This is a genomic window from Sinomonas cyclohexanicum, assembly GCF_020886775.1.
Lineage (GTDB): Bacteria > Actinomycetota > Actinomycetes > Actinomycetales > Micrococcaceae > Sinomonas > Sinomonas cyclohexanicum.
This window is the reverse complement of record NZ_AP024525.1, coordinates 3,729,355-3,751,192: the sequence shown is the minus strand read 5'-3', so window position 1 is coordinate 3,751,192 and position 21,838 is coordinate 3,729,355. Positions and strand designations below refer to the sequence as shown.

General features: G+C 71.1%; 17 protein-coding genes and 1 pseudogene. 5 read left to right on the top strand and 13 right to left on the bottom strand.

The genetic code is table 11. The features are described from left to right. Window positions 1-52: 52 nt before the first annotated feature. Window positions 53-1,594, top strand: coding sequence for a UDP-N-acetylglucosamine 1-carboxyvinyltransferase (locus SCMU_RS17660; protein WP_229230400.1), 1,542 nt, complete (start codon window positions 53-55; stop codon window positions 1,592-1,594). 234 nt (window positions 1,595-1,828) lie between these two features. After that, complete coding sequence (locus tag SCMU_RS17655; protein WP_229230399.1) at window positions 1,829-2,896, top strand: NADPH:quinone reductase; 1,068 nt, start codon at window positions 1,829-1,831, stop codon at window positions 2,894-2,896. A gap of 140 nt (window positions 2,897-3,036) precedes the next feature. Here SCMU_RS17655 and SCMU_RS17650 read toward each other — a convergent pair whose 3' ends face one another. After that, the gene (locus SCMU_RS17650; RefSeq protein WP_229230398.1) at window positions 3,037-3,525 is read right to left on the bottom strand and encodes a glutathione peroxidase; all 489 of its coding nucleotides are present in this window, start codon (window positions 3,523-3,525) and stop codon (window positions 3,037-3,039) included. 120 nt (window positions 3,526-3,645) lie between these two features. On the opposite strand from SCMU_RS17650, the gene ggt reads away from it, so the two are divergent. Beyond that, on the top strand, window positions 3,646-5,508 hold the full coding sequence (gene ggt / locus SCMU_RS17645; RefSeq protein ID WP_443020172.1) for a gamma-glutamyltransferase: 1,863 nt from the start codon (window positions 3,646-3,648) through the stop codon (window positions 5,506-5,508). 82 nt (window positions 5,509-5,590) lie between these two features. Here ggt and SCMU_RS17640 read toward each other — a convergent pair whose 3' ends face one another. Both SCMU_RS17640 and SCMU_RS17635 read right to left on the bottom strand, forming a co-directional pair. Then, entirely contained in the window at window positions 5,591-6,829 is a 1,239-nt protein-coding gene (locus tag SCMU_RS17640) for an IS110 family RNA-guided transposase (RefSeq protein WP_229229915.1), read from the bottom strand. 309 nt (window positions 6,830-7,138) lie between these two features. After that, complete coding sequence (locus tag SCMU_RS17635) at window positions 7,139-8,437, bottom strand: MFS transporter (protein ID WP_229230396.1); 1,299 nt, start codon at window positions 8,435-8,437, stop codon at window positions 7,139-7,141. Between the two features lie 172 nt (window positions 8,438-8,609). Between SCMU_RS17635 and SCMU_RS17630 the strand changes: the two genes are divergently transcribed. Beyond that, a complete protein-coding gene (locus tag SCMU_RS17630) occupies window positions 8,610-9,065 on the top strand; it encodes a hypothetical protein (RefSeq protein WP_229230395.1) in 456 nt (151 codons plus the stop codon). A 90-nt stretch (window positions 9,066-9,155) separates the two neighbouring features. Here the strand turns inward: SCMU_RS17630 and SCMU_RS17625 are convergent, their stop codons facing one another. From SCMU_RS17625 to SCMU_RS17585, 10 genes and pseudogenes are all read right to left on the bottom strand, one after another. After that, entirely contained in the window at window positions 9,156-10,271 is a 1,116-nt protein-coding gene (locus tag SCMU_RS17625; RefSeq protein WP_229230394.1) for a DUF2891 family protein, read from the bottom strand. Window positions 10,272-10,283: 12 nt separating this feature from the next. Next, window positions 10,284-11,255: a DUF979 domain-containing protein gene (locus SCMU_RS17620; protein ID WP_229230393.1), complete on the bottom strand. Its 972-nt coding sequence runs from the start codon at window positions 11,253-11,255 to the stop codon at window positions 10,284-10,286. Next, complete coding sequence (locus tag SCMU_RS17615) at window positions 11,252-12,103, bottom strand: DUF969 domain-containing protein (RefSeq protein WP_229230392.1); 852 nt, start codon at window positions 12,101-12,103, stop codon at window positions 11,252-11,254. The genes SCMU_RS17620 and SCMU_RS17615 overlap by 4 nt, the downstream gene beginning before the upstream one ends. A gap of 509 nt (window positions 12,104-12,612) precedes the next feature. After that, window positions 12,613-12,975, bottom strand: a complete 363-nt coding sequence (locus SCMU_RS17610) for an FCD domain-containing protein (RefSeq protein WP_229230391.1) — start codon at window positions 12,973-12,975, stop codon at window positions 12,613-12,615. A gap of 131 nt (window positions 12,976-13,106) precedes the next feature. Continuing rightward, window positions 13,107-13,298: pseudogene (locus SCMU_RS21050) on the bottom strand (GntR family transcriptional regulator); the annotation flags it as partial. A 21-nt stretch (window positions 13,299-13,319) separates the two neighbouring features. After that, window positions 13,320-15,080 (bottom strand): acetyl/propionyl/methylcrotonyl-CoA carboxylase subunit alpha, encoded by a 1,761-nt coding sequence (locus SCMU_RS17605; RefSeq protein ID WP_229230390.1) that lies wholly within the window; start codon window positions 15,078-15,080, stop codon window positions 13,320-13,322. Then, a complete protein-coding gene (locus SCMU_RS17600; RefSeq protein ID WP_229230389.1) occupies window positions 15,073-16,878 on the bottom strand; it encodes a 5-oxoprolinase subunit B/C family protein in 1,806 nt (601 codons plus the stop codon). The genes SCMU_RS17605 and SCMU_RS17600 overlap by 8 nt, the downstream gene beginning before the upstream one ends. Before the next feature lie 98 nt (window positions 16,879-16,976). Then, window positions 16,977-17,732, bottom strand: coding sequence for a LamB/YcsF family protein (locus SCMU_RS17595; protein WP_229230388.1), 756 nt, complete (start codon window positions 17,730-17,732; stop codon window positions 16,977-16,979). A 106-nt stretch (window positions 17,733-17,838) separates the two neighbouring features. Continuing rightward, window positions 17,839-20,538 carry an ATP-dependent DNA ligase gene (locus SCMU_RS17590; protein ID WP_229230387.1) on the bottom strand — a complete coding sequence of 900 codons (2,700 nt, stop codon included), beginning with the start codon at window positions 20,536-20,538 and terminating at the stop codon, window positions 17,839-17,841. A 41-nt stretch (window positions 20,539-20,579) separates the two neighbouring features. Then, window positions 20,580-20,882 carry a helix-turn-helix domain-containing protein gene (locus tag SCMU_RS17585; protein ID WP_229230386.1) on the bottom strand — a complete coding sequence of 101 codons (303 nt, stop codon included), beginning with the start codon at window positions 20,880-20,882 and terminating at the stop codon, window positions 20,580-20,582. A gap of 66 nt (window positions 20,883-20,948) precedes the next feature. Between SCMU_RS17585 and map the strand changes: the two genes are divergently transcribed. Beyond that, the gene (gene map, locus SCMU_RS17580) at window positions 20,949-21,740 is read left to right on the top strand and encodes a type I methionyl aminopeptidase (protein ID WP_229230385.1); all 792 of its coding nucleotides are present in this window, start codon (window positions 20,949-20,951) and stop codon (window positions 21,738-21,740) included. The last annotated feature ends 98 nt before the right edge of the window (window positions 21,741-21,838 follow it).

Sequence of the window (21,838 nt, the reverse complement as noted above, 5' to 3'; positions counted from 1 at the left end):
TGTAAGCGCTTGAATTCGAGTCGCTTATAGCATCTGTGATATTTTCGTGCCTATGGCACAACAGACTGCTGAAACCGTCGGCGTCCTCCTGCGCGAGGTCCGCTCCCATCGGGGCTGGACCCAGGGCCAGCTCGCCTCCGAGCTGGGAACCAGCCAGAGCGCCGTCGCGCGCATGGAACAGGGCAAGCAGAACCTCAGCCTCAAGATGATCCAGCGGATCGAGGACATCCTCGGCCAGCGGATCGTCAACATCGGCGCCCCCAAGATGACCCATCTGCGGGTCGAGGGCGGGCACCGGCTCTCGGGGTCCGTGGACGTCAACACGTCCAAGAACGCCGGCGTCGCGCTCCTGTGCGCGTCCCTGCTCAACCGCGGCACCACCACGCTGCGGCGGCTCGCGCGCATCGAGGAGGTCAACCGGATCGTCGAGGTCCTGACCTCGATCGGCGTCGAGTGCACGTGGCTCCCGGCCGAGCACGGCGAGCAGCCCCGCGATCTGCAGATCCGCCGCCCCGCCGCCCTGGACCTGGACTCGATGGACGTCGAGGCCGCCCGCCGCACCCGCAGCGTCATCATGCTCCTCGGCCCGCTCCTCGACGAGCGCGACGAGTACCGCCTCCCGTACGCCGGCGGCTGCGATCTCGGCACCCGCACCGTCGATCCGCACATGCAGGCCCTTCGGCAGTTCGGCCTCGAGGTGGAGGCCACCGCCGGCTTCTACACCGTCCGCGCCCCCGAGGCCGACGTCGCGGACCGCTCCTTCGTCCTGACCGAGCGCGGCGACACGGTCACCGAGAACGCGATCATGGCTGCAGCCCACCGCGAGGGCGTCACCGTGATCCGCAACGCGTCCCCGAACTACATGGTCCAGGACCTGTGCTTCTACCTCGAGGGCCTCGGGGTGCAGATCGACGGGGTCGGGACCACCACGCTGCGCATCCGCGGCAAGGCGCGCATCGACGTCGACATCGACTACTGGCCCAGCGAGGACCCGATCGAGGCGATGAGCCTCATCACCGCCGGGATCGTCACGAACTCGCAGATCACGGTGCGCCGCGTGCCGATCGAGTTCATGGAGATTGAGCTCGCGACACTCGCCACGATGGGGCAGCAGCTCGAGGTCTCCAGCGAGTACACCGCCCGCAATGGCCAGACCCGTCTCGTGGACGTGACCGTGGTCCCGTCCGAGCTGCACGCCCCGGCGGACAAGATCCACCCCATGCCCTTCCCTGGCCTGAACATCGACAACCTGCCGTTCTTCGCGGTCATCGCCGCGAACGCCACCGGGCAGACGATGATCCATGACTGGGTCTACGAGAACCGCGCCATCTACCTCACGGAGCTCAACAGGCTCGGCGCGAACGTGCAGCTCCTCGATCCGCACCGCATCTACGTCAACGGGCCCACCAAGTGGCGCGCGGCCGAGGTGGGGTGCCCGCCGGCTCTTCGCCCCGCGGCATGCATCCTGCTGGCCATGCTCGCAGCGCGCGGCACGAGCGAGCTGCGCAACATCTACGTGATCGAGCGCGGATACCAGGACCTTGCCGAGCGGCTCAACTCGATCGGCGCGAAGATCGAGTACTTCCAGGACTGACTCCCGACTCGGCGCCCGTCCGTCTGGGAGTCACCTTCTGGAGGGCACATCCCGGGGGTCGTGTCCCGTGGGTCGTGTGGGGCACGCGGGTGAGAAGCGCACGACGGCGAGTGGCTGGCGTCGTGCGAGAGCCCGCCACCAGCGGGACCTGACTTCCGGGGTGTGACTCTCAGAAGCTGGCCCCAGGGGGTGCCCTTCACGACGTGACCTCCAGGCGTGGGGGAGGATGGGTGCATGGCTGACACCTCCAGCACCTCTGCCGCCCCCAGCGCCCCCTCCACCTACCGCGCGATCCAATACCACGAGACGGGCCCGTCCTCGGTCCTGACGCTGAAGGATCGCGAGCTCGCCGAGCCCGGCGAGGGTCAGGTCCGGGTGCGCATCGCGGTGGCCGGCGTCAACCCCACGGACTGGAAGGCCCGGGCCGGCGGCACGTACCCTGGCGCGCTCGAGGGCTGGCACGTGCCCGGGCAGGACGGGGCCGGAACGGTCGACGCCGTCGGGCCGGGGGTGGCGGGCCTCGAACCGGGGCAGCAGGTCTGGCTCTGGGACGTCGCGTTCGGCGGCACCGAGGGGACGGCCCAGGAATACGTCATCATCCCCGCAGAGAAGGCCCAGCCGCTCCCGGACGGCGAGTCGTTCGAGACCGGCGCGTCGCTCGGCATCCCCGCCCTCACGGCCCACCGCGCCCTCACCGCGAGCGACCACGGCCCGGCCCGCCTCGCCCCCGGCGCGCTCGCCGGCAAGACGGTCCTGGTCACGGGCGGCGCCGGCGCCGTGGGCCACGCCGCGATCCAGCTGGCCCGCTGGGCCGGCGCCCAAGTCGTCGCGACGGTGAGCAGCAGCGCGAAGGCTGCGCTCGCGCGCGCGGCGGGTGCCGGCGTCGTTGTCAACTACCGGGAGCAGGACGTCGCCGCCGAGGTGCGGCGGGTTGCCCCGCGCGGCGCGGACGTGATCGTGGACGTCAACGCCGCGGCGAACATCGGCACGGACCTCAAGGCCGTGGCGCGCGGCGGGACCATCTCGATCTACGCCGGCACCGGCGACGAGACCATCGCGTTCCCCGTTCGCGCCGCCATGGGCCTCAACATCCGGCTCCAGTTCCTCCTCACCTACACCGTCACGGACGCCGAGAAGCACGACGCCGTCGCCGCCGTCGGCGCGGCCCTCGCCGACGGCGCGCTGCGGGTGGGCGAGGAGCACGGCCTGCCGCTCACGCGCTTCCCGCTCGCCAGAACGGCGGCGGCGCACGACGCTGTCGAGGCCGGCACCGTGGGCAAGGTGCTCATCGACGTCGTATAGTCGCGCGCAGTCGTGGGGGCGCAGGGGCGAACGGGCTAGGGGGCGGCGTCGGGGGCGGGCGGCCGGTCGGCGTGGCGGTGCACGATCCGCCATCTCCCGTCCTCGCGCCGGTACACGTGCGTGTCCCCGTGAACGAGATCTCAGCGCACCCCGGTCAGCGCGCTCTCGATGAGCGCCACGATCGCGGGGTCGTCCGGGAGGGTATGGGGGCGGAAGCGGTGCACGGCGCTGTCTGGCATGACGAGGAACTTCTCGAAGTTCCACTGGATGCGGCCGGCCTTGCCCGAGGCGTCCGCGGTCTTGGTCAGCTCGCGGTAGAGCGGGTGCGCGCCGCGGCCGTTGACCCATACCTTGGCCATCACGGGGAACGTGATGCCCCAGGTCGTTGAGCAGTATTCGGCGATGCGGTCCGCGTCCCGGTACTCCTGGAGGAACTGGTTGCTCGGGAAGGCCAGGACGGTGAAGCCGCGCGGGCCGTACGTCTCCTGGAGTTCCTCGAGCGCCTTGTACTGCGGCGCGAGGCCGCACCTGCTTGCCACATTGACCACGAGGCGGACCTTCCCCGCCCACTCTCCGAACGTGGTGACACGTTCGTCAAGGGTTGTGACAGAAATTTCGTCGAGATCCATGGATTCCACCCTCTCCCTAGAGAGACAACGAAGAATGGCGCACGGAGGTTCAGCCCGGCCTGTTCGATTGTCGGAGGGTGACTCTAGCGTGGGCCGCACCTGTGAGTCTCGGGAGGTTCTATGTTTCACTCGCAATGGCTAGACGCACGACGCCGGGTGGTTGCCGCGGGGGCGGCCCTGGCCTTGGCCTTCGCCGGGGGAGCGGTGGCGGCCGGCCCCGTGTCCGCCGATCCCCGCGCTGTCGACAAGACCCCGACCGCGACGGGGTACGGCGGCGCCGTGAGCACCGTGGACCCGGAGGCCTCGGCCGCCGCGCTCGAGGTGCTCCGCAAGGGCGGCAACGCCGTCGACGCCGCGGTGGCCGCCGCCGCGACCCTCGGCGTCACCGAGCCGTACAGCGCCGGGGTGGGCGGCGGCGGGTACTTCGTGTACTACGACGCGAAGAGCGGCAAGGTCTCCACGATCGACGGCCGTGAGACCGCGCCGGCGGGCATCAAGCACGACGCATTCATCGATCCCGCCACGGGCAAGCCCTACAACTTCACTCCCGAGCTCGTCACCTCCGGCGTGTCCGTCGGCGTCCCGGGGACGCTCGCCACGTGGCAGCGGGCCCTGGACCGCTGGGGCACGCTCAGCCTGGGCGAGGCGCTCAGGCCCGCGACGAAGGTCGCGGACCGCGGGTTCGTGGTGGACGAGACGTTCCGGCAGCAGACCCTCGACAACAAGGCGCGCTTCGAGGCGTTCCCCGCCACCAGCAACCTCTTCCTCCCCGGCGGCGACGCTCCCAAGGTCGGGAGCATCTTCCAGAACCACGACCTCGCAGCGACCTACCGGATGCTCTCCAAGGAGGGCCCGGCGGGCTTCTACTCCGGCCAGCTCGCCTCGGAGATCGCCGCGACCGTGCAGAACCCGCCCAAGACGGCGACCACCACGCTGCCCGTGCCCGCAGGGAGCATGACAACGGCGGACCTCGCCGCCTACACCGCGCTCGACCAGGCTCCGACGCACGTGAACTACCGCGGCTACGACGTGTACGGCAAGGCGCCGTCGAGCTCCGGCGGGACGACCATCGGCGAGGCGCTGAACATCCTCGAGCCGTTCAACCTGTCCTCGATGACGGTGCCGGACGCACTCCACCACTACCTCTCGGCCAGCGCGCTCGCGTTCGCGGACCGGGGGAAGTATGTGGGGGACCCGGACTTCGTCAACGTGCCCCAGAACGCCCTCCTCGACCCGGTCTTCGGCAAGGAGCGCGCGTGCCTGATCGACCCGCTGCACGCGGCTGCGACCCCGTACCCCGCCGGTGACGTCACGAATTACGACGGCGTGTGCCCGGCATCCGCTGCCCCGCTCGCGGAGAAGAAGGACACCGAGAACATCTCGACGACCAACCTCAGCGTTGCGGACAAGTGGGGCAACGTGGTCGAGTACACGCTCACGATCGAGCAGACCGGCGGCTCCGGCATGGTGGTCCCGGGACGCGGATTCCTGCTGAACAACGAGCTCACGGACTTCTCCGCGGTGTGGAGCGCGAGCGACCCGAACCGTATCGAGCCGGGCAAGCGGCCGCGGTCCTCGATGTCGCCGACCATCATCCTCAAGGAGGGCAAGCCGTGGCTCGCCCTCGGCTCGCCGGGCGGGTCGACGATCATCACTACCGTGCTGCAGACGATCGTCAACCGCGTCGATCTGGGGATGACCACACCGGAAGCCCTTGCGGCCCCGCGGGCCTCCGACCGCAACTTCGCGGACTCCTCCGGAAAGGCGTACGTGACGGCCGAGCCCGGGTTCATCGACAAGTACGGCACGGGCCTTTCGCCCTACGGCTACGTGCTGAAGCCCTCCGGCGACGCGTTCACCTCGGCGGCCGAGATCGGCGCCGAGACCGCCATCGAGTTCCTGCCCAACGGCCAGATGCTCGCCGCCGCCGAGCCCGTGAGACGAGGCGGTGGCTCGGCGATGGTCCTCAAGACCTCGCCATAGCCGCAGCCCCCAGCCCGTCTGGGAGTCACCTTCCGGGGGTCACCTTCTGACGCGAAGGTTCCGGTGGGGTGTGCTCGTTGGGTTATGAGGCGTGGTCGAGGGTGACGTTGTATCCGAGGGCCTGTAGCTGGTGGATGGCGCGGTTCTTGGCGCGGTCGGGGTGGTTGCGGGTGTAGTAGTCGGGGCCGGGGTCCTGGTAGAGGGTGCCGGTGGTGCCCATGTGCCAGATTGTGACCAGGAGCGTGTGCTCGAGTGCGACGATGGCCCTCATCGGGCCGCGGCGGGCGGCGATGCGGCGGTATTTGGCGTGGAGGTAGGTGCCGGGGTGGTTCGCGCAGACCATGGCGAAGATGCCCAGGGCTCCCAGGAGGTAGGGGTTGCCGGGGCGGGTGCGGGAGGACTTGACCCTGCCGGCGGATTCGTTGTTCCCCGGGGCGGTGCCGGCCCAGGAGGCCAGGTGCTCGGCGGTGGGGAAGCGGGACATGTCCGCGCCGGTCTCGGCGACGATGACGTCGGCGATCGTGGTGCTGATCCCCGGGATGGTGGTGATCAGGTCGTGGAAGCCGCGAAAGGGCTCCATGAGTGCCTCGATCTGGGCGGTGAGGGTCTCGATCGCGGCGGTGTGCTGGTCGATCAGGTCCAGGTGGATCCGGGCCAGGAAGGCGTGGTGGGCGGTGAACCGGCCGGTCAGGGCCTCGGTCAGGGCTGGGATCTTGGGCCTGAGGCTGGTCCTGGCCAGCTCCGCCATGGCCCCGGGGTCGGTGTTGCCGGTGATCAGGGCCTCGAGCATGGCCCGCCCGGAGACCCCGAGGATGTCCGTGGCGACGGAGGAGAGCTTGATCCCGGCGTCCTCCAGGAGCTTCTCCAGTCGCTGGGCCTCCCGGGCCCGGTCGCGGGTGATCGCGGTGCGGGTCCGGGTCAGGTCGCGCAGCTGGCGGATCGGGGCCGGGGGGACGAGCGAGGCCCGCACGAGCCCGTGCGCGCCGAGCTGGGCCAGCCAGGTCGCGTCGGCCACGTCGGTCTTCCTTCCCGGGACGTTCTTCACCTGCCGGGCGTTGACCAGCATGACCTCGACCCCGGGCAGGTCCTCGAGGAGGTAGTAGAACGGCTTCCAGTAGTCGCTGGTGGCCTCCATGACCACGCACGTGACCTGCTGCTGGGCGAGGTGTTCGCGCAGGGCCAGGATCTGACCGGTCATGGAGGACCATGTCGTGACCGTCTCGACGGCCTTGGCGCGGCCCGTCCCGGCGATGCGGACGCAGACCTTCGCGTCCCGCTTGGAGATGTCGATTCCCGCGCACCTGGGATGGAGGAGTTCCATCGCCTGGCTCCTTTCCGATCGGAATGGCGTCCGCCGCGGGGAGGGCAGGAGAGATTCGGAAGTCTGACGCTCGGGCTCAAAGGCACCAATCCACGGTTCCCGCGGAGGCCCTCCGCCACCATGCTGGAGGACAGGCTCACCGGCACCACAGAAGGTTCGGGGTCGACCGCGACGGACACCCCCAGCATCCATCCCGCACACACACGGCGCAACCACCGGCCACGCACGAACCTTCGCGCCAGAACGCGGCGCGGCGCCGACCCTCGGGAGGTGCCCTCCGGGAGGTGACTCTCAGAATCCCGGGGGAGGTCAGGGGGCCGGCGGTTGAGTGCCCCGGGACGCCGCCCGGTGGTGGAGCACGAGGACGGCAAGCCCGGCAGCCGTGACGGCGCCGAAGGCGATCGTGGTGGCCGAGATCCCGAAGGCGTCGGCACCCCAGCCCAGCAGAGTGGCACCCACCGGGGTCGTGCCGGCCATGAGCAGCACGAAGAGGCTCATGACGCGCCCGCGCAGCCGATCGGGCACCACCGCCTGCAGCGAGCTGTTCGCCGTGGTCGTGTACACCGTGCCGGCGATGCCCGCGACCGTCATGAGAGCGAGGCTTGCGGGATACGACCGTGAGATGCCCAAGGCGATCAGGACGACGGCGAGGATTCCCGCGGCGGCAACCATGCGGCGTCGTCCGCCGGGTCCGGTGGCCATGAGCCCCGCCCCCGCGATGAGCGAGCCCGCGCCGAACGCCCCCATGAGAGCGCCGAAGCCGATCGCCCCCACGTGGAGAAGGTCCTGGGCCATGAGGGGCGCCGCCACCGGCCAGTGGAAGCCGAAGGTCCCGACGACCGCCAGGGAGGCGAGGACGAACACCACCGCGGGCGTGCGGTAAGCGTAGGCCAGACCCTCCCCGAGGGCGTGCTGCCCGGGGCGCTGCCCGACGGGCCGGTTGAGGTCCGCGCGGCGCATGAGCAGAAGCGCTGCCAGCGACGCGGCAAAGCTCGCCGCATTGGCGAAGAACACGGCCGCCGCCGAGAACTGCGCGAGCGCGAGGCCGCCCAGGGCGAACCCGATCATGCGGGTTCCGTTGAACTGGAGGCTGTTCAGCACCACAGCGTCGGGCAGGAGATCGTGCCCCACGAGTTCGGGGAGGAACGCCTGCTGCGCGGGGTTGTTGAACGCGTTGGAGAGCCCCAGAACGAAGGCCAGGACGGCAAGTTCCCAGATCTGCGGGGTCCCGAGCAGGGTGAGGACGCCGAGCACCAGTGCCTGGAGTGCCGCGAGGCTCTGCGCGGCGATCAGGAGCCTGCGCTTCGGGACCCGATCGGCCACGACGCCCGCCGGCAGCGTGAACAGCATCATCGGCAGGAACTGCAGCATCGTCACGGTTCCCAGGATCCCGGGGGAGTGGCTGATCTGGAGCACGAGCCAGGCCATGGCGACGGTCTGCATCCACGTCCCGGTCCCCGACACGAGCTGGCCCGTCCAGAAGAAGGCGAAGTTCCGCACGCCGAGTACCCTCACCATGTCGCGCGGGTGCCGCCGCGTCGCCTCGCCGGCCGCCGCTGGGGTGCTGGCGCGAGGGCCGCGCCCGCCGTTCGTCTGGGACCTGCCCACCCTCGCATGCTAGGACTGTTCCCCGGGGATTCGCTCGGGACGAACGGCCCTCAGCTCCTTGAGCCGGATCCACGGGATCCGAGCAGGGACCTTAGACACTTCTACTCTATGTAGAAAAAGAGCATCCTGACAGTGGGAGCCCGCCCGGGCGGGCGGCCTTCCACTGAAGGAGGTGGCGACGATGCGGTCGTTGATGTGGAAGCTCCGGATCGCCATGCTGTGGGTGTTCTACGCAGTCGGCATGGTCCTTCTGTTCCTCCTGGTGCTCATGGAGCCGGGATCGATCGATCAGCTGAGGACCGGGCGGATCGCAGAGATGGCGGTCGACAGCCCGATGACACTGATGATGCCCGCCTTCGTGCTCGTTCCCTTGGCCTTGGCGTTCCTGACATTCGTCCTCACAGACGCGGTGGCCCGCTGGACCAACGTGGTTGCGGGTGCGTTCTTCGGCGCCATGATGGTCTGGGACGTGTTCGAGCACTGGGGTGCCGCGGTGATCGCGGCTCCGCTGGTATCCGAATTGGTGGCGCTCTCTGGGCTTCTCGTCGTCGTGATGGCGCTGATGAAGCCCAAGGAGGAACTCGCCGAGACGAAGGCCGAGCACCGGGACCATCGGCTCGCGGCCTGAAGGCTCTCGGGCGGACGGCAGTGCAGAGGTGAACCCCCAGACCAGCCGGTCTGGGGGTTCACCTCTGCTCCAGGGACACGCGGTCCAGGGCTAGGCGGCCCCGAGCGCGGCGATCGAACCGGCCGCGTCCCATGCGAAGCTCGCGAGCCAGTGCGTTGACATGAAGTCCCCGCTGTCGAGGCCCTTCAGCCCGGCCTCGAACAGCGGCCTGACCGCTGCGGCGAGGACCGGCTCGGGCGAGCCGGGAGCGGGCGCCGAGCCGGCGCCGTCGTCCGTCCCCGCCGAGGCCGTCCCCGCCGAGGCCGTCCCCGCCGCGTCCGAGCCCGCCGCCAACCGCAGCGCCGCGACGACGCGCGCGAGCTGGCCTGAGCGCGTCAGGTTGAGGCCGTGGAGGTGGACCATGTAGCCGTCGGTCTCGTCGGTGACCCCCACCGGGGCGAGCATCCGCGAGCCGGCATCGAGGCGCGGCAGGAAGCGGTCCAGCCAGACGGCGAACTCGACCCGGGGGAGGACCCGGGCCATGAGGTCGGCCTCGGACAGGCCCGCCGAGAGGAAGTCCTGCCCGGAGAGCTCCCATTCGGTCGCCCAGCCGGCGTCGTCCGCGAACCAGCGGCGGGCCGCGGCCTCGCACGCGGCGGCGGCGTCGTCCTCGCGCAGCACGCGGAACGCGTCCACCATCCACGCGAGCCCGAACGCCGAGTTGGTGTGCAGGCCGTGGCGGACCGGGTACTCGGCCTTGTCCAGCCACGCCGTCACGAGGCCCGCGACCGTGTCCACGCACCCGGCGAGGGTCGCGCCCCAGGCGCGCAGGCCGGAGTCGCGCGAGGAGGAGCACGCCGCCGCGAGCCGGACCAGCCAGGCCCACCCGTACGGCCGCTCCCACGACGGGTTCGCCGCGAGGTAGGCGGCCTCGACGGCGAGCTTCTCGGCCGTGAGGTTCGCGCCGAGGGCCTCGCGCAGCTGGGCCGCGGTGGCGGCGTCGAGCCGGCCCGAGTCCAGCACGCTCACGCCGAGCCAGTGCATGTGCACGCACGAATGCCAGTCGAAGGACGTGCCGAACGCGGGGTGCAGCTCGTGCGGCATGGCCGTATCCTCCGCGGACCGGCGCACGTGGTGCGCGGCGTAGGGGTAGGGGCGGGCGAGGTTGTCGAGGACGACGGCGGCACAGCGGCTCGCCGCGGCAGGGAACAGCTCGTTCGGGGTCATGGTGTCCTACTCCTAGTGGAACGCGAGGAAGTACATGAGCGCGGTGTTGACCACGAGCAGCGGGACCGCGGTCCCGACCTGGGCGGTGATGACACCGTACTTGTTCCTCATCTCGAGGAGCGCGGACGGGACAAGGTTGAAGTTCGCCGCCATCGGGGTGCACAGGGTGCCGCAGAAGCCGGCGAGCATACCGATCGCAAACACGATCGCGGGCGTGCCATGGAACTCCTGGACCAGGACCGGCCAGCCGATGGCGGCGGTCATGATCGGGAACGCCGCGAAGCCGTTGCCCATGAGGATCGTGAACAGGAACATGCCCACGCAGTACACGATCACACCCGCGAGGAGCGAGCCCTTCGGCATCACGGTCTCGGCGAGCGTGCCGACCGCCGTGCCGACACCGGCCTTCGTGAACAGGATGCCGAGCGTCGAGAGCATCTGCGGCAGCAGCGCGGCCCAGCCGATCGACTCGAGGAGGCGGCGGCTCTCGATGATCGGGGTCAGCTTGTTCTTCGGCTTCAGAAGCACGACGGCGAGCACCGCCGCCACGACCGCGCCGATCGCGAGTGCCACGAGGGTCGTGTTCTTGGGGTCGAGGATCGGGGTCTTGCCGATGGTCAGGACCGGGGCCGCCAACACGAGGACGACGGTGACCACGGGGATGGCCAGCGCGGGGATGAAGAGCCTGTTGCCGAACGTGCCGGCGAACGCCTCGCGCTCGGCGGGGGTGGACGTCTTCGCGGTGCCGTGCTTGAGCCGGCCGGTGGCAGCGATGGCCACGAGGACCAGCACCGCGACTCCGAGGACCCACGCGGGCGCGGTGCCGGCCTGGACCCAGGTGCCGTAGAAGAAGCACAGGCCGAGCAGGCCCCAGAAGGAGGAGGCGCCCCAGCGGTGTGGGTGGTTCTCGTCCCGCGCGATGAGGGACGCCCAGGCGATGAACAGGGCCCCGATGAGCCAGTAGACGGCTTCGACGTTGATCACTTGGAGTCTCCCAGGTCGGCGTTGAGGGAAGTCCCGAGGGACGAGGGGTCCACGTCCGGGGCGGCGGCGTCCTCGCGGGCCGCCTCGGCCCTGGCTGCCGCGGAGGGCTTCGCGGACACCTCGAGGTTGGGGTCGACGTCGTCCGCGTTCGCCATGGTGTCCGCGTCAGGCTCGGGCGTGTTCGCGTATTCGCGGTCGAGCTGCCTGTCGAGGCGCAGGAGCCGGAAGCCGTGGATGAGGAAGGCGGCGATCGCCGTCGGGATCGCCCAGACTGCGAGCTCGAGCGGCTCGAGGTGGAGGTGGTACGTCGTGTCCACGAATGTTGTGATGAGGAGGATCGAGCCGACGGCCACGAACACGTCCTCGCCGAAGAACACGCCCACGTTGTCCGCGCCGGCGGAGTGGCCCTTGATCTTCTCCTTGACCTTCTCGGGCACGTGGCCGTAGCGGCGGATCGCCGCGCCCTCGGCCATCGGGAAGACGAGTGGGCGCACGGTCTGCGCGTGGCCGCCGATGCTCGTGAGGCCCACGGCCGCCGTGATCTGGCGGATCGCGAGGTATGCGAGCAGCACGCGGCCGGCGGTGAGCTTCGCCAGCTTGCCGATGAGGTTCTTGGCCTGCTCCTGGAGGCCGAAGTACTCGATGATGCCGATCACGGGCAGCACTGCCGCGAAGATGGTCACCGAGCGGCTGCTGGCGAAGCCGGAGCCGAACGCGTCGAGGATCTGCAGGGGGTTCAGCCCGCCGAGCAGCGCGGTGACGATGCCGGAGACGGTGACGACGACGAGGGGGTTCAGTCGGATGGCGAAGCCAACGATGACCAGGAGTACCCCGATGAGTACAAGCATGATGATCCGTTCCGATGGGAGTGCACGGGTCCTGCGAAAGGTGGTGATGGGCGCGCCACGTGGCGCTGTGACCTAGAGCATATCGGTTTGTTCAACAATCATGCAAGGTATTTGTTGAACAATCAGGAGGCGCGTCCATCTGGGAGTCGCCTCCTGGGAGTCACCTCATGGAGGTCAGGTCCCGCGTGGCAACTTCCCCAGCTTTCGGAGGCCGCGCGGCTCGACACGCCGCGAAATCAGCCGACACGCCCTGACTTGAATCTTGAAGTTGGTGCGCTTCCGACATGCGCGGCGGGGGTGGGCCACGGAGAGGCGACCCGGCGCACGACGGCGAGTGGTCGCCGTCGTGCGCGGTGCCGCGGAGGCGAGCCTTCCGACGTGCACAGCTCCTGCCCGGACCCGCATCTCCTGCCGCCGCCCGCATCTCCTGCGTATATCTCCCACGGAAATGCGGCTGAGGGCAGGAGATGGTCACGCACCTTCGGGAGCTGACCCCCGGGGGGTGGCTCCTAGACGGCGGGGGCGGCGAGTGCCTCGAGGAGTTGCTGCTCAGCGCGGTCGAGGTACCCGGCCATCGCGTCGGCGGCCTTCGCGTTCTCCCCGGCCCCGAGCAGCTCCAGGATCCGTGCGTTCTCCTCGACGTAGGGGGCGTGGAACCTCGGGTCCGCGCCCATCGTGGCGAACACGAGGCGCATCTCGGCGAGCACCTGCTCCATGAGCGCGTCGAGCCGCTCGCTGCCGGCAGACGCCACGAGCGCCCGGTGGAAGTCCTGGTTGGCCCCGGCCATCGCGGGAACGTCGCCGGCCGCGGCGGCCGCGCGGGCCGCGCGCACGATGTCAGCGAGAGTCTTGAGGGGGTGCTGGGGGCCCACAGGAGCGCGGCGGGCTCCACGAGGCGCCGGAGGCGGTAGATCTCGCGGATGTCCTCGGCGGTCGGGTGCGAGACGAACACCCCACGGTTGGGGATCCGGGTCACCACGCGCTCGGTGCTCAGCGTCGCGAACGCCTCGCGCAGGGTGTTCCGGGAGACGCCGAGCGCCTCCCGGAGTTCCTCCTCGCCCAGCTTCGCCCCGGGTGCGAGGCGCCCGTCCGCGATCGCCTGCCGCAGCTGCGCCGCGACCCACTGCCCGGTCTCCGCGTGCTTCGAATTCCCGGCCGCGGTGCGAAGGCCGGCCAGGACCCCCTCAGTTGTCATGGTTCCAGCCTATCTAGGCCCTCAGCTCACATGGATCGTCGTCAGCACGGTGCCGGGCACGACGGCGCTCCCCGCCGCCGCGCCATGCTCGCCGACGGTCCCGGAGCGGTGCGCCTGCACGATCGTCTCCATCTTCATGGCCTCGAGCACGACGACGCCGTCCCCCACCTCGACTGCTGTTCCCGGCTCCACGAGCCACTTGACCACGGTGCCGCCCATGCCGGCGGTGAGGTCCGCGGCGGTGACCTCGACGCCGGGGGAGGCCGCGCCGTCCTGCGCGGGGCCCACATGACCGGACCCGGCCCCGGACGCGAGGCCGGCGAGCAGCGAGGCGGGCAGCCCGAGGGTGACCCGCTTGCCGTCGAGGTCGATCGCGAAGGTGCGCCGCGCGGCGTCGTGCGTCGAGGGGGCGGTGAACTCGGGGCTCGAGGCGAGCTCGTCGGCGAACTCGGACTCGATCCACGTCGTGTACACGCCCAAATGGTCCTCGGCCGTGAAGGCCGGGGACTCCACGACCGCGCAGTCGAAGGGAAGGACCGTGGCCAGGCCCCGGATGTCGAACTCGCGCAGGGCGCGGCGCGCACGGCGGAGGGCCTGCTGGCGGTCGGCGCCGGTGACCACGAGCTTGGCCAGGAGCGAGTCGAACTGGCCGGGGACCGTGAAGCCGTCGCGGACGCCCGAGTCCACGCGGATGCCCGGGCCGGTGGGCGTCGCGAACCGCTCGACCGTGCCGGGGGAGGGCAGGAAGCCGCGGCCCGGGTCCTCGGCGTTGATGCGGAACTCGATCGAGTGTCCGCGGGGCTCGGGGTCCTCGAGGACGGGGAGCACGCCGCCGTCCGCGATGTGCAGCTGGGCCGCGACGAGGTCGATGCCTGAGGTCTCCTCAGTGATGGGGTGCTCCACCTGGAGGCGCGTGTTGACCTCGAGGAAGCTCACGGTCCCGTCCGCGCCGAGGAGGTACTCGACCGTGCCCGCGCCGACGTACCCGGCCTCGCGGCAGATGGCCTTCGAGGACTCGTGGATCTGGGTGCGCTGCTCGTCGGTGAGGAACGGTGCGGGGGCCTCCTCGACGAGCTTCTGGTAGCGGCGCTGGAGGGAGCAGTCGCGGGTGCCGACCACGATCACGTTGCCGTGCGTGTCCGCGAGGACCTGGGCCTCGACGTGGCGCGGGCGGTCGAGGAACTTCTCCACGAAGCACTCCCCGCGCCCGAACGCCGCCTGCGACTCCCGCACCGCAGATTCGTAGGACTCGTCGATGCCCTCCATGCTCCGGGCCACCTTGAGCCCGCGCCCACCGCCGCCATGGGCGGCCTTGATGGCCACCGGCAGGCCGTGCCGCTCGGCGAAGGCCCGGACCTCCGCGGCGGACTCGACCGGCGCATCGGTGCCCGGCGCGAGCGGCGCCCCGGCGCGGACGGCAACCTTGCGGGCGCTCACCTTGTCCCCGAGGAGGCGGATGGTCTGCGGCGACGGGCCGATCCACGTCAGGCCCGAGTCCAGGACGGCCTGGGCGAAGCGCGCGTTCTCGGAGAGGAACCCGTAGCCGGGGTGCACGGCGTCCGCGCCGGACCGCTCGGCCACGTCGAGGATCTTCTCGATGTCCAGGTACGTCTCCGCCGGGGACGTGCCGCCGAGGGCGTACGCCTCGGTGCAGGCCGCGGCGTGCGGGGCGTCGGCGTCCTGGTCCGCGTACACGGCGACGCTCTGGATTCCCGCGTCGTCGCATGCGCGGGCTACCCGGACGGCGATCTCGCCGCGGTTGGCGATGAGGACTTTACGCATGGGGGGTTCCTTCGGGGTTCTGGAGGGACTGTCCGTCAGCGGCGTGGCCGTCGGTGGTCTGCGGGATGAAGCGCACCTTGGCGCCCGGGGGGAGCTGGGCCGCGAGGTCGAGGTCGGCGCTCACGACGACGCCGATCACCGGGTACCCGCCGGTCACCGGGGCGTCGGCGAGGAACAGGACGGGCAGGCCGCTCGCGGGCACCTGGATGGCGCCGCGTGCGGTGCCCTCGCTCACGAGCTCGCCCTCGCGGGAGCGCTGGAGCGGGGCCCCGTCGAGCCGCACGCCCACGCGGTTGGACTGCGCCGTGACGGTCCACTCCTGCTCGGCGAACGAGGCGAGCGAGGCGTCCGTGAACCAGTCCTGCCGCGGCCCGGGGACCACGCGCAGCTCGACGGGCTTCGCTGGGTCCGGCAGGGGCGGCGGGATCTCGGGGAGGCCGACGACGTGCGCGCCGCGCGGCGGTCTCACCGCGAGACCGTCTCCGGCGGACAGCGGCGCGGGGCCGATGCCGGAGAGCGAGTCGGCGGACGCGCTGCCGAGAAGGTGCGGCACCTCGAACCCGCCGCGCGCCGCGACGTAGGTCCGGAGGCCGCGCGCGGGCGCGCCCACGGTGAGCGTCTCGCCCGCAAGCAGCGCGAACGGCGCGTTGAGGGGCGCCTCCCGCACGCGCGCGGGCCGCGGTGAGGGGTCACTTCCCTGCGTTGAGGGGTCATGTCCCCGCGTTGAGGGGTCAGTGTGAGGCGCCGGTGCCCCGGTGATCCGCAGCGGGACCTCGGCCCCGGTGACCGCGAGGACCTGATCGTCGACGGCGCGCAGCTCGAGCCCGCCGAACAGCGACTCGAGCCCGGCCGCGCCCGTCTCGTTGCCCACCATCCGGTTGGCCCGCCGCAGGGCCCCGCGGTCCAGCGCGCCCGCCGGGCTCACGCCGAGGGCGGCGCGGCCGGGCCGGCCCAGGTCCTGGACCGTGGTCTGCAGGCCTGGACGCACGACGACGAGCCCCGCCTCGCCGGGCACGCTCGCCTCGGGCCTTGCATCGCCGCCCCCGGAAATGGTGGGTTCCGCAGGGTGGAAGGCGTCCCCACCCTGCTCAAGTCCCCATTTCGCGGCGCGTGCAGCGGCCATCGTCGTGGCCGCACGGACCGGGACGAACTGGACCCTGTCGCCGGGCTGGACGAGCGCGGGCTCATCACGGCCAAGGTCCCACATGGGTGCGTCGGTGCGGCCGATCAGCTGCCACCCGCCGGGCGACTCGCCGGGATAGACCGCCGAATAGGCGCCCGCGAGGGCCACGGATCCGGCGGGGACCACGGTGCGGGGCGAGGTGCGCCGCGGGACCGGCGGGGCGGCGTCGTGCGTCAGGTAGGTGAACCCGGGCGCGAAGCCGCCGAACGCCGCGTCCCACACCGCGTCGCTGTGCGCGGCGACCAGGGCCTCGGGCGAGAGGCCTGCGAGGTGGGCCGCCTCGTCGAGGTCGGCGCCGTCGTAGACGGTCTCGATGCGCACGAGTCGGCCGGGGGTGCGCTCCGCGGGGTCGAGCTGCTCGGGGCGCAGGGCGCGCACGTAGGCGGCGGCGCGGGCCACCTCCTGCACAGTCGGGGCGACGATGAGCACGGTGGTCGCGGCCGCGACGATGTCGACGACGTCGATGTCCCCGGCGTGCTCGGCAGCGGCGAGCCGGGACGCGAGCGTCAGGACCGCGCCCAGCGAGCGCAGCTCGATGAGGACGGCGCGGTCCCCGGCCGGGCGCAGGCCCACTATCGGATGCGCGTGCTCGGGTCGCACGGGGCCAGCGGCCACGGTGTCAGTGGCGACGGGGGCTGTCGTTGCGGGGCCAGTGGCCACGCGCCCCGTGGCCCCGCGCTCCCCGACCACGCGCGTCGCGAGTGACCGGCGCTTCACGCGAAGCTCGCGATCTCGACGCCGGCGGCCGTGACGGCCTCGCGGATCTTCGCGGCCATCTCCACGGCGCCCGGGGTGTCGCCGTGGACGCAGATGCTGTGCGCCTCGATGGTGACGCGCGTGCCGTCGATCGCCTTGACCTCGCCGTCGAGGATCCGCAGGACGTGCTGGACGATCTCGTCGAGGTTATGCAGGACCGAGCCGGTCTCGCGGCGCGAGACGAGCGTGCCCTCGGGGGTGTACGCGCGGTCGGCGAACGCCTCGAAGACGGTTCGCAGGCCCGCGGCCTCTGCGGCGCGCTGGATCTCGGAGTTCGGCAGGACGAGAAGCGGCAGGTTCGGGGCGACCTCGGCCACGGCGCGGGCCACGGCCCTCGCCTGTCCCTCGTGGTGCACGATCGTGTTGTACAGGGCGCCGTGCGGCTTCACGTAGCGGACGTCGGTGCCGGAGGCGCGGGCCAGGCCCTGGAGTGCGCCGATCTGGTAGATGACTTCGTCGGTGAGCTCGTTGGCGGGGACGTCCATGAAGCGGCGGCCGAATCCGGCGAGATCGCGGTAGCCGGGATGTGCCCCGACCACGACGCCGGCCTCCGCCGCCGCGAGGCACGTGTGGCGGATCTGCCGAGGGTCGCCGGCGTGGAAGCCGCACGCGACGTTGGCGCTCGAGACGCTGGCGAAGATCGCGGCGTCATCGCCGAAGCTCCAGTTGCCGAACGACTCGCCGACGTCGCTGTTGAGGTCGATGCTTGCCATGAGTGATCTCCGTCTCAGAGGTTGTGGTTCAAGCATGCACCATCGGAGGCGGATTGTTCAACAATTTTTGGAAGTCAGCTTCTGGAGGCCACGTTCTGGGGCCGGGTCAGGGCCCGAGGGCCACGTCCTGCGGGTCCTTGTCCGGGCGCCAGCCGCGCCAGACCGGGTGCCGGAGCCGGCCATCCGCCGTGAACTCGCCATAGCGGACCTCGGCGACGAACTTCGGCGTCACCCAGTGCGCATCCCGCGCGTCCGCGGCCGGGACGCCGTCCATGGGCGAGGTCTTACGCTCGAGTCCGCGCAGCCGGCCCGCGATCTCGGCGAGCGTGGCCTCCGTGAAGCCCGAGCCGACGCGCCCCGCGTAGGCGAGCCGGCCGGCGTCGTCCGGGATCCCCACGAGCAGGGAGCCGAGGGTCGCCGACCGACTCCCGTTGCCCTCCCGCCAGCCGGCCACCACCACCTCCTGCACCCGCTCATTCTTGATCTTCACCCACGCGCCCGAGCGGCGGCCCGGCTCGTAGCGGGCCCCGAGGCGCTTGGCCACGATCCCCTCGAGTCCGTGCTCGGCGGAGGCGGCGAGGACGTGCTCGGGGTCGTCGTGGAACATGGGGGAGAGCTGGGCGTTGGCCGGGAGCCCTCCCTCGGCGAGCAGCTCGAGCGCGGCGCGGCGATCGCGGAACGGCAGGCGCGTGAGGTCGCGGCCCTCGTACTCGAGGAGGTCGAACAGCACGATCTGCACGGGCACGTCGCGGCGGGCTCGCTCGACGTCGGCGGGCCGGCCCAGATTCATGCGCTGCTGGAGCAGCCCGAAGTCGGGGCGGCCGCGGGAATCGAAGGCGACGATCTCTCCGTCGAGCACCGCCGGGCCCAGCTCCATGAGGCCGGCGAGCTCCGGGTACGTGGCCGCCTGGTCGATCCCCTTGCGGCTCATGAGGCGCAGCGGCTCGGCCCGGGCATCCACGATCGCGCGGATGCCGTCCCACTTCATCTCGAGCCCCCACTCGTCCCCGCGCACGAGCCCGGGTGTTCCCTGCTGGGCGAGCATGGGCTCCGGCGCCGGGCCGGCGCGGGTGGCCCCGATCTCGGCGTCAGGGGCCCCGATCTCGGCGTCAGGGGACCCGATCTCGGCGTCAGGGGCCCCGATCTCGGCGTCGTGGGCGCCTGACCCTTTCGCCCCCCGGCTCCAGTGCCCCTTTGTCTGGTCCTTCATGAGGTGGGCGAGCCAGTTCTCCTTCCCGCCCCCGCCGGTACCTTTCCCGCCGCCGGAATCCGTCCGGATGAGCGCGAGCCGCACCTCCTCGCCCGCCCCCGCCAGTCCCGTCGCGATGGACTCGAGCCCGCCGCCGGGCCGCCCGTGCAGCACCACGACGATCTCGTCCTCGCGCCACTTCTCCGCCTCGTACGTGCCGGTGTCCCACACGGACATCTCGCCCGCGCCGTACTCGCCGGCCGGGATGGACCCTGAGAACGTGAGGTATTCGAGCGGGTGGTCCTCGGTGTGCACGGCGAGGTTGTTCCGCCCGCTCGTGCCGGGGATGCCCTTGGGGATCGCGAAGGACGCCAGCACGCCCTCGTGCTCGAGCCGCAGGTCCCAGTGCAGCCGCCGCGCGTGGTGCTCGTGGATCACGAACGCCGTGCCCGCACCCGGGGTCGGCGCGTTCGGCGGCACGGGCTCGGGGGTCTTCGTCGGGTCGCGCTTGGCCCGGTACACGGTGAGGCGGTCGCCCTGCGCTGTGCCTCCCGCGGGTACCGCTGCAGCGGCGGACGACGGCGCGTGGCCCCCGCCGTCGTCATCCTCGGCGGACGCCCGGGAGCCACCGCGAGTGCTCGGGCGGGCCCCTGCGGAGGCGCGGGAGCGCGGGCGAGACGACCGGCCGGCGTCGTGCGCGTGGGGGAGGGTGGGTGGGTTGAGGGGCGGTGGGTGCAGGGGCGCGAAGAGATCCCCGAACTTCTCGAGGCGGGCGGCCATCTCGTTGTAGCGCACGTGTGCCAGAGCGGGCGAGGCGATTTCCTCCCACGTCCGGGGCGCCGCGACCATCGGATGCACGCGTCCACGCAGTGAGTAGGGGGCGATGGTGGTCTTCTGCCCGCTGTTCTGGCTCCAGTCCACGAGGACGCGGCCCTCGCGGAGGGTCTTCTTCTGGTCGGCGACGACGAGGTCCGGGTGGTCCGCCTCGAGGGACTTCGCGAGCTCGCGTGCCACCGCCGAGACGGCCTCCCACTCCTGGGAGCCGTCGAGCTTGGCGTAGAGGTGGATGCCCTTCGAGCCGGACGTGACCGGCACGGAGACGAGGCCCATGTCGTCGAAGATCGACTTCACGAGCTGTGCGACCTCGACGCACTCCGGCAGCCCTGCGCCGGGCCCGGGATCGAGGTCGATCACGAGCCGGTCCGGGTTGATCATGGTGTCGGTCTCGACGGCCCGCCACTGGGGCACGTGGATCTCGAGGGCCGCGATCTGGGCGAGCCAGACCAAGGTCGGCGTGTCGTTGACCAGCGGGTACGTATTGGTGGAGTGGCGGTGGTGGAGCGTGACGCGCTGGACCCACTCGGGGGTCGACCTCGCGTCCAGGTTCTTCTGGAAGAAGACCTCCCCGGGCTCCTCCGCGGTGCCGACGCCGTGGACCCAGCGCTTGCGGGTCGTCGGACGGTCGCGGACCGCGGGGACCATCACGCCGGCGACGCTCCGGTAGTACTCGATGACCTCGCCCTTGGTGGTCCCTGACTCCGGGTACATGACCTTGTCGAGGTTGGACAGGCTGATCCTGCGGCCCTCGATCTCGACGGTCTCGCGCTGAGCTGCCATGCGGCTACCCTCGCACGGACCCGCGCGCGGCGTCGAGGGGGCTACGAGGCCAGACGCCCGCGCGCGGCGGGCCCGGGCGCTGCCGGCTCGGCGGCCTGTTCGGGCCGGCTCATCTCGGTCCACACCTCATCGAGGGACAGGCCGAGGACCTCGGCGATCGCGGCGATGGTCTGGAACGCAGGGGTGGCCACGCGGCCCGTCTCGATCTTCCGGAGGGTCTCCGGCGAGACGCGCGCGTCCAGAGCGGTCTCGAGCATCGAGCGCTCCCCCCGGGCGCTGCGCAGGAGGGCGCCGAGGCGCTGTCCGCGCTCGACGTCTGCCGGAGTGAGGGGCAACCTGACCATGCCACCGATTCTAGTACCGGGATAATATGGCCGGGATAGTTATTGGATCTGCGTAAGAGGTGCCGAATGATCGAGATCCTGAGCCCCGCCGAGCTCGGTCGGGCGCGAGTGACCGGTGCCCTGGTGGCCCGCATCCTCCAAGCACTCAAGGGCCGCACCGTGCCGGGCACCAACCTCCTGGACATCGATCGCTGGACCAAGGGCATGATCGCTGAGGCGGGGGCGCAGTCCTGCTACGTCGACTACGAGCCGTCCTTCGGCCGCGGCCCGTTCGGCCACTACATCTGCACCGCCGTTAACGACGCCGTACTCCACGGAATGCCCCACGACTACACTCTGGCCGACGGAGACCTGCTCACGCTCGACCTGGCCATCTCCCAAGGCGGGATCGCCGCGGACGCCGCCATCAGCTTCATCGTGGGCGGGGCGGAGCCCGCGGAGAGCGTCGCCATGATCAGTGCCACCGAACGCGCTCTGGCCGCCGGGATCGCCGCCGCTCGGCCCGGCGCCCGCATCGGCGACATCTCCCACGCGATCGGCGCGGTCCTCACCGAGGCGGGGTACCCCGTCAACACCCAGTTCGGTGGGCACGGCATCGGGTCGACGATGCACCAGGACCCGCACGTCCCCAACACCGGCACGCCCGGCCGCGGATACACGCTGCGCCCCGGGATGCTCCTCGCGCTCGAGCCCTGGGTCATGGAGGACACCGCCCAGCTGGTCACCGACGCCGACGGATGGACGCTCCGAAGCGCCACGGGCTGCCGCACGGCGCACACCGAACACACCATCGCCATCACCGAGGACGGGGCCGAAGTCCTCACCCTGTCCAAGCCCGGGCAGGGTGAGGATCTGTGATACAGAATTCTTGAATGATGCAGACTTTACTGCGTAGACATGCTAATGACGGCCTCGGTAGAATTTCTGTGTAGCCAGGCTGGGGTTGAGGAGTGCGC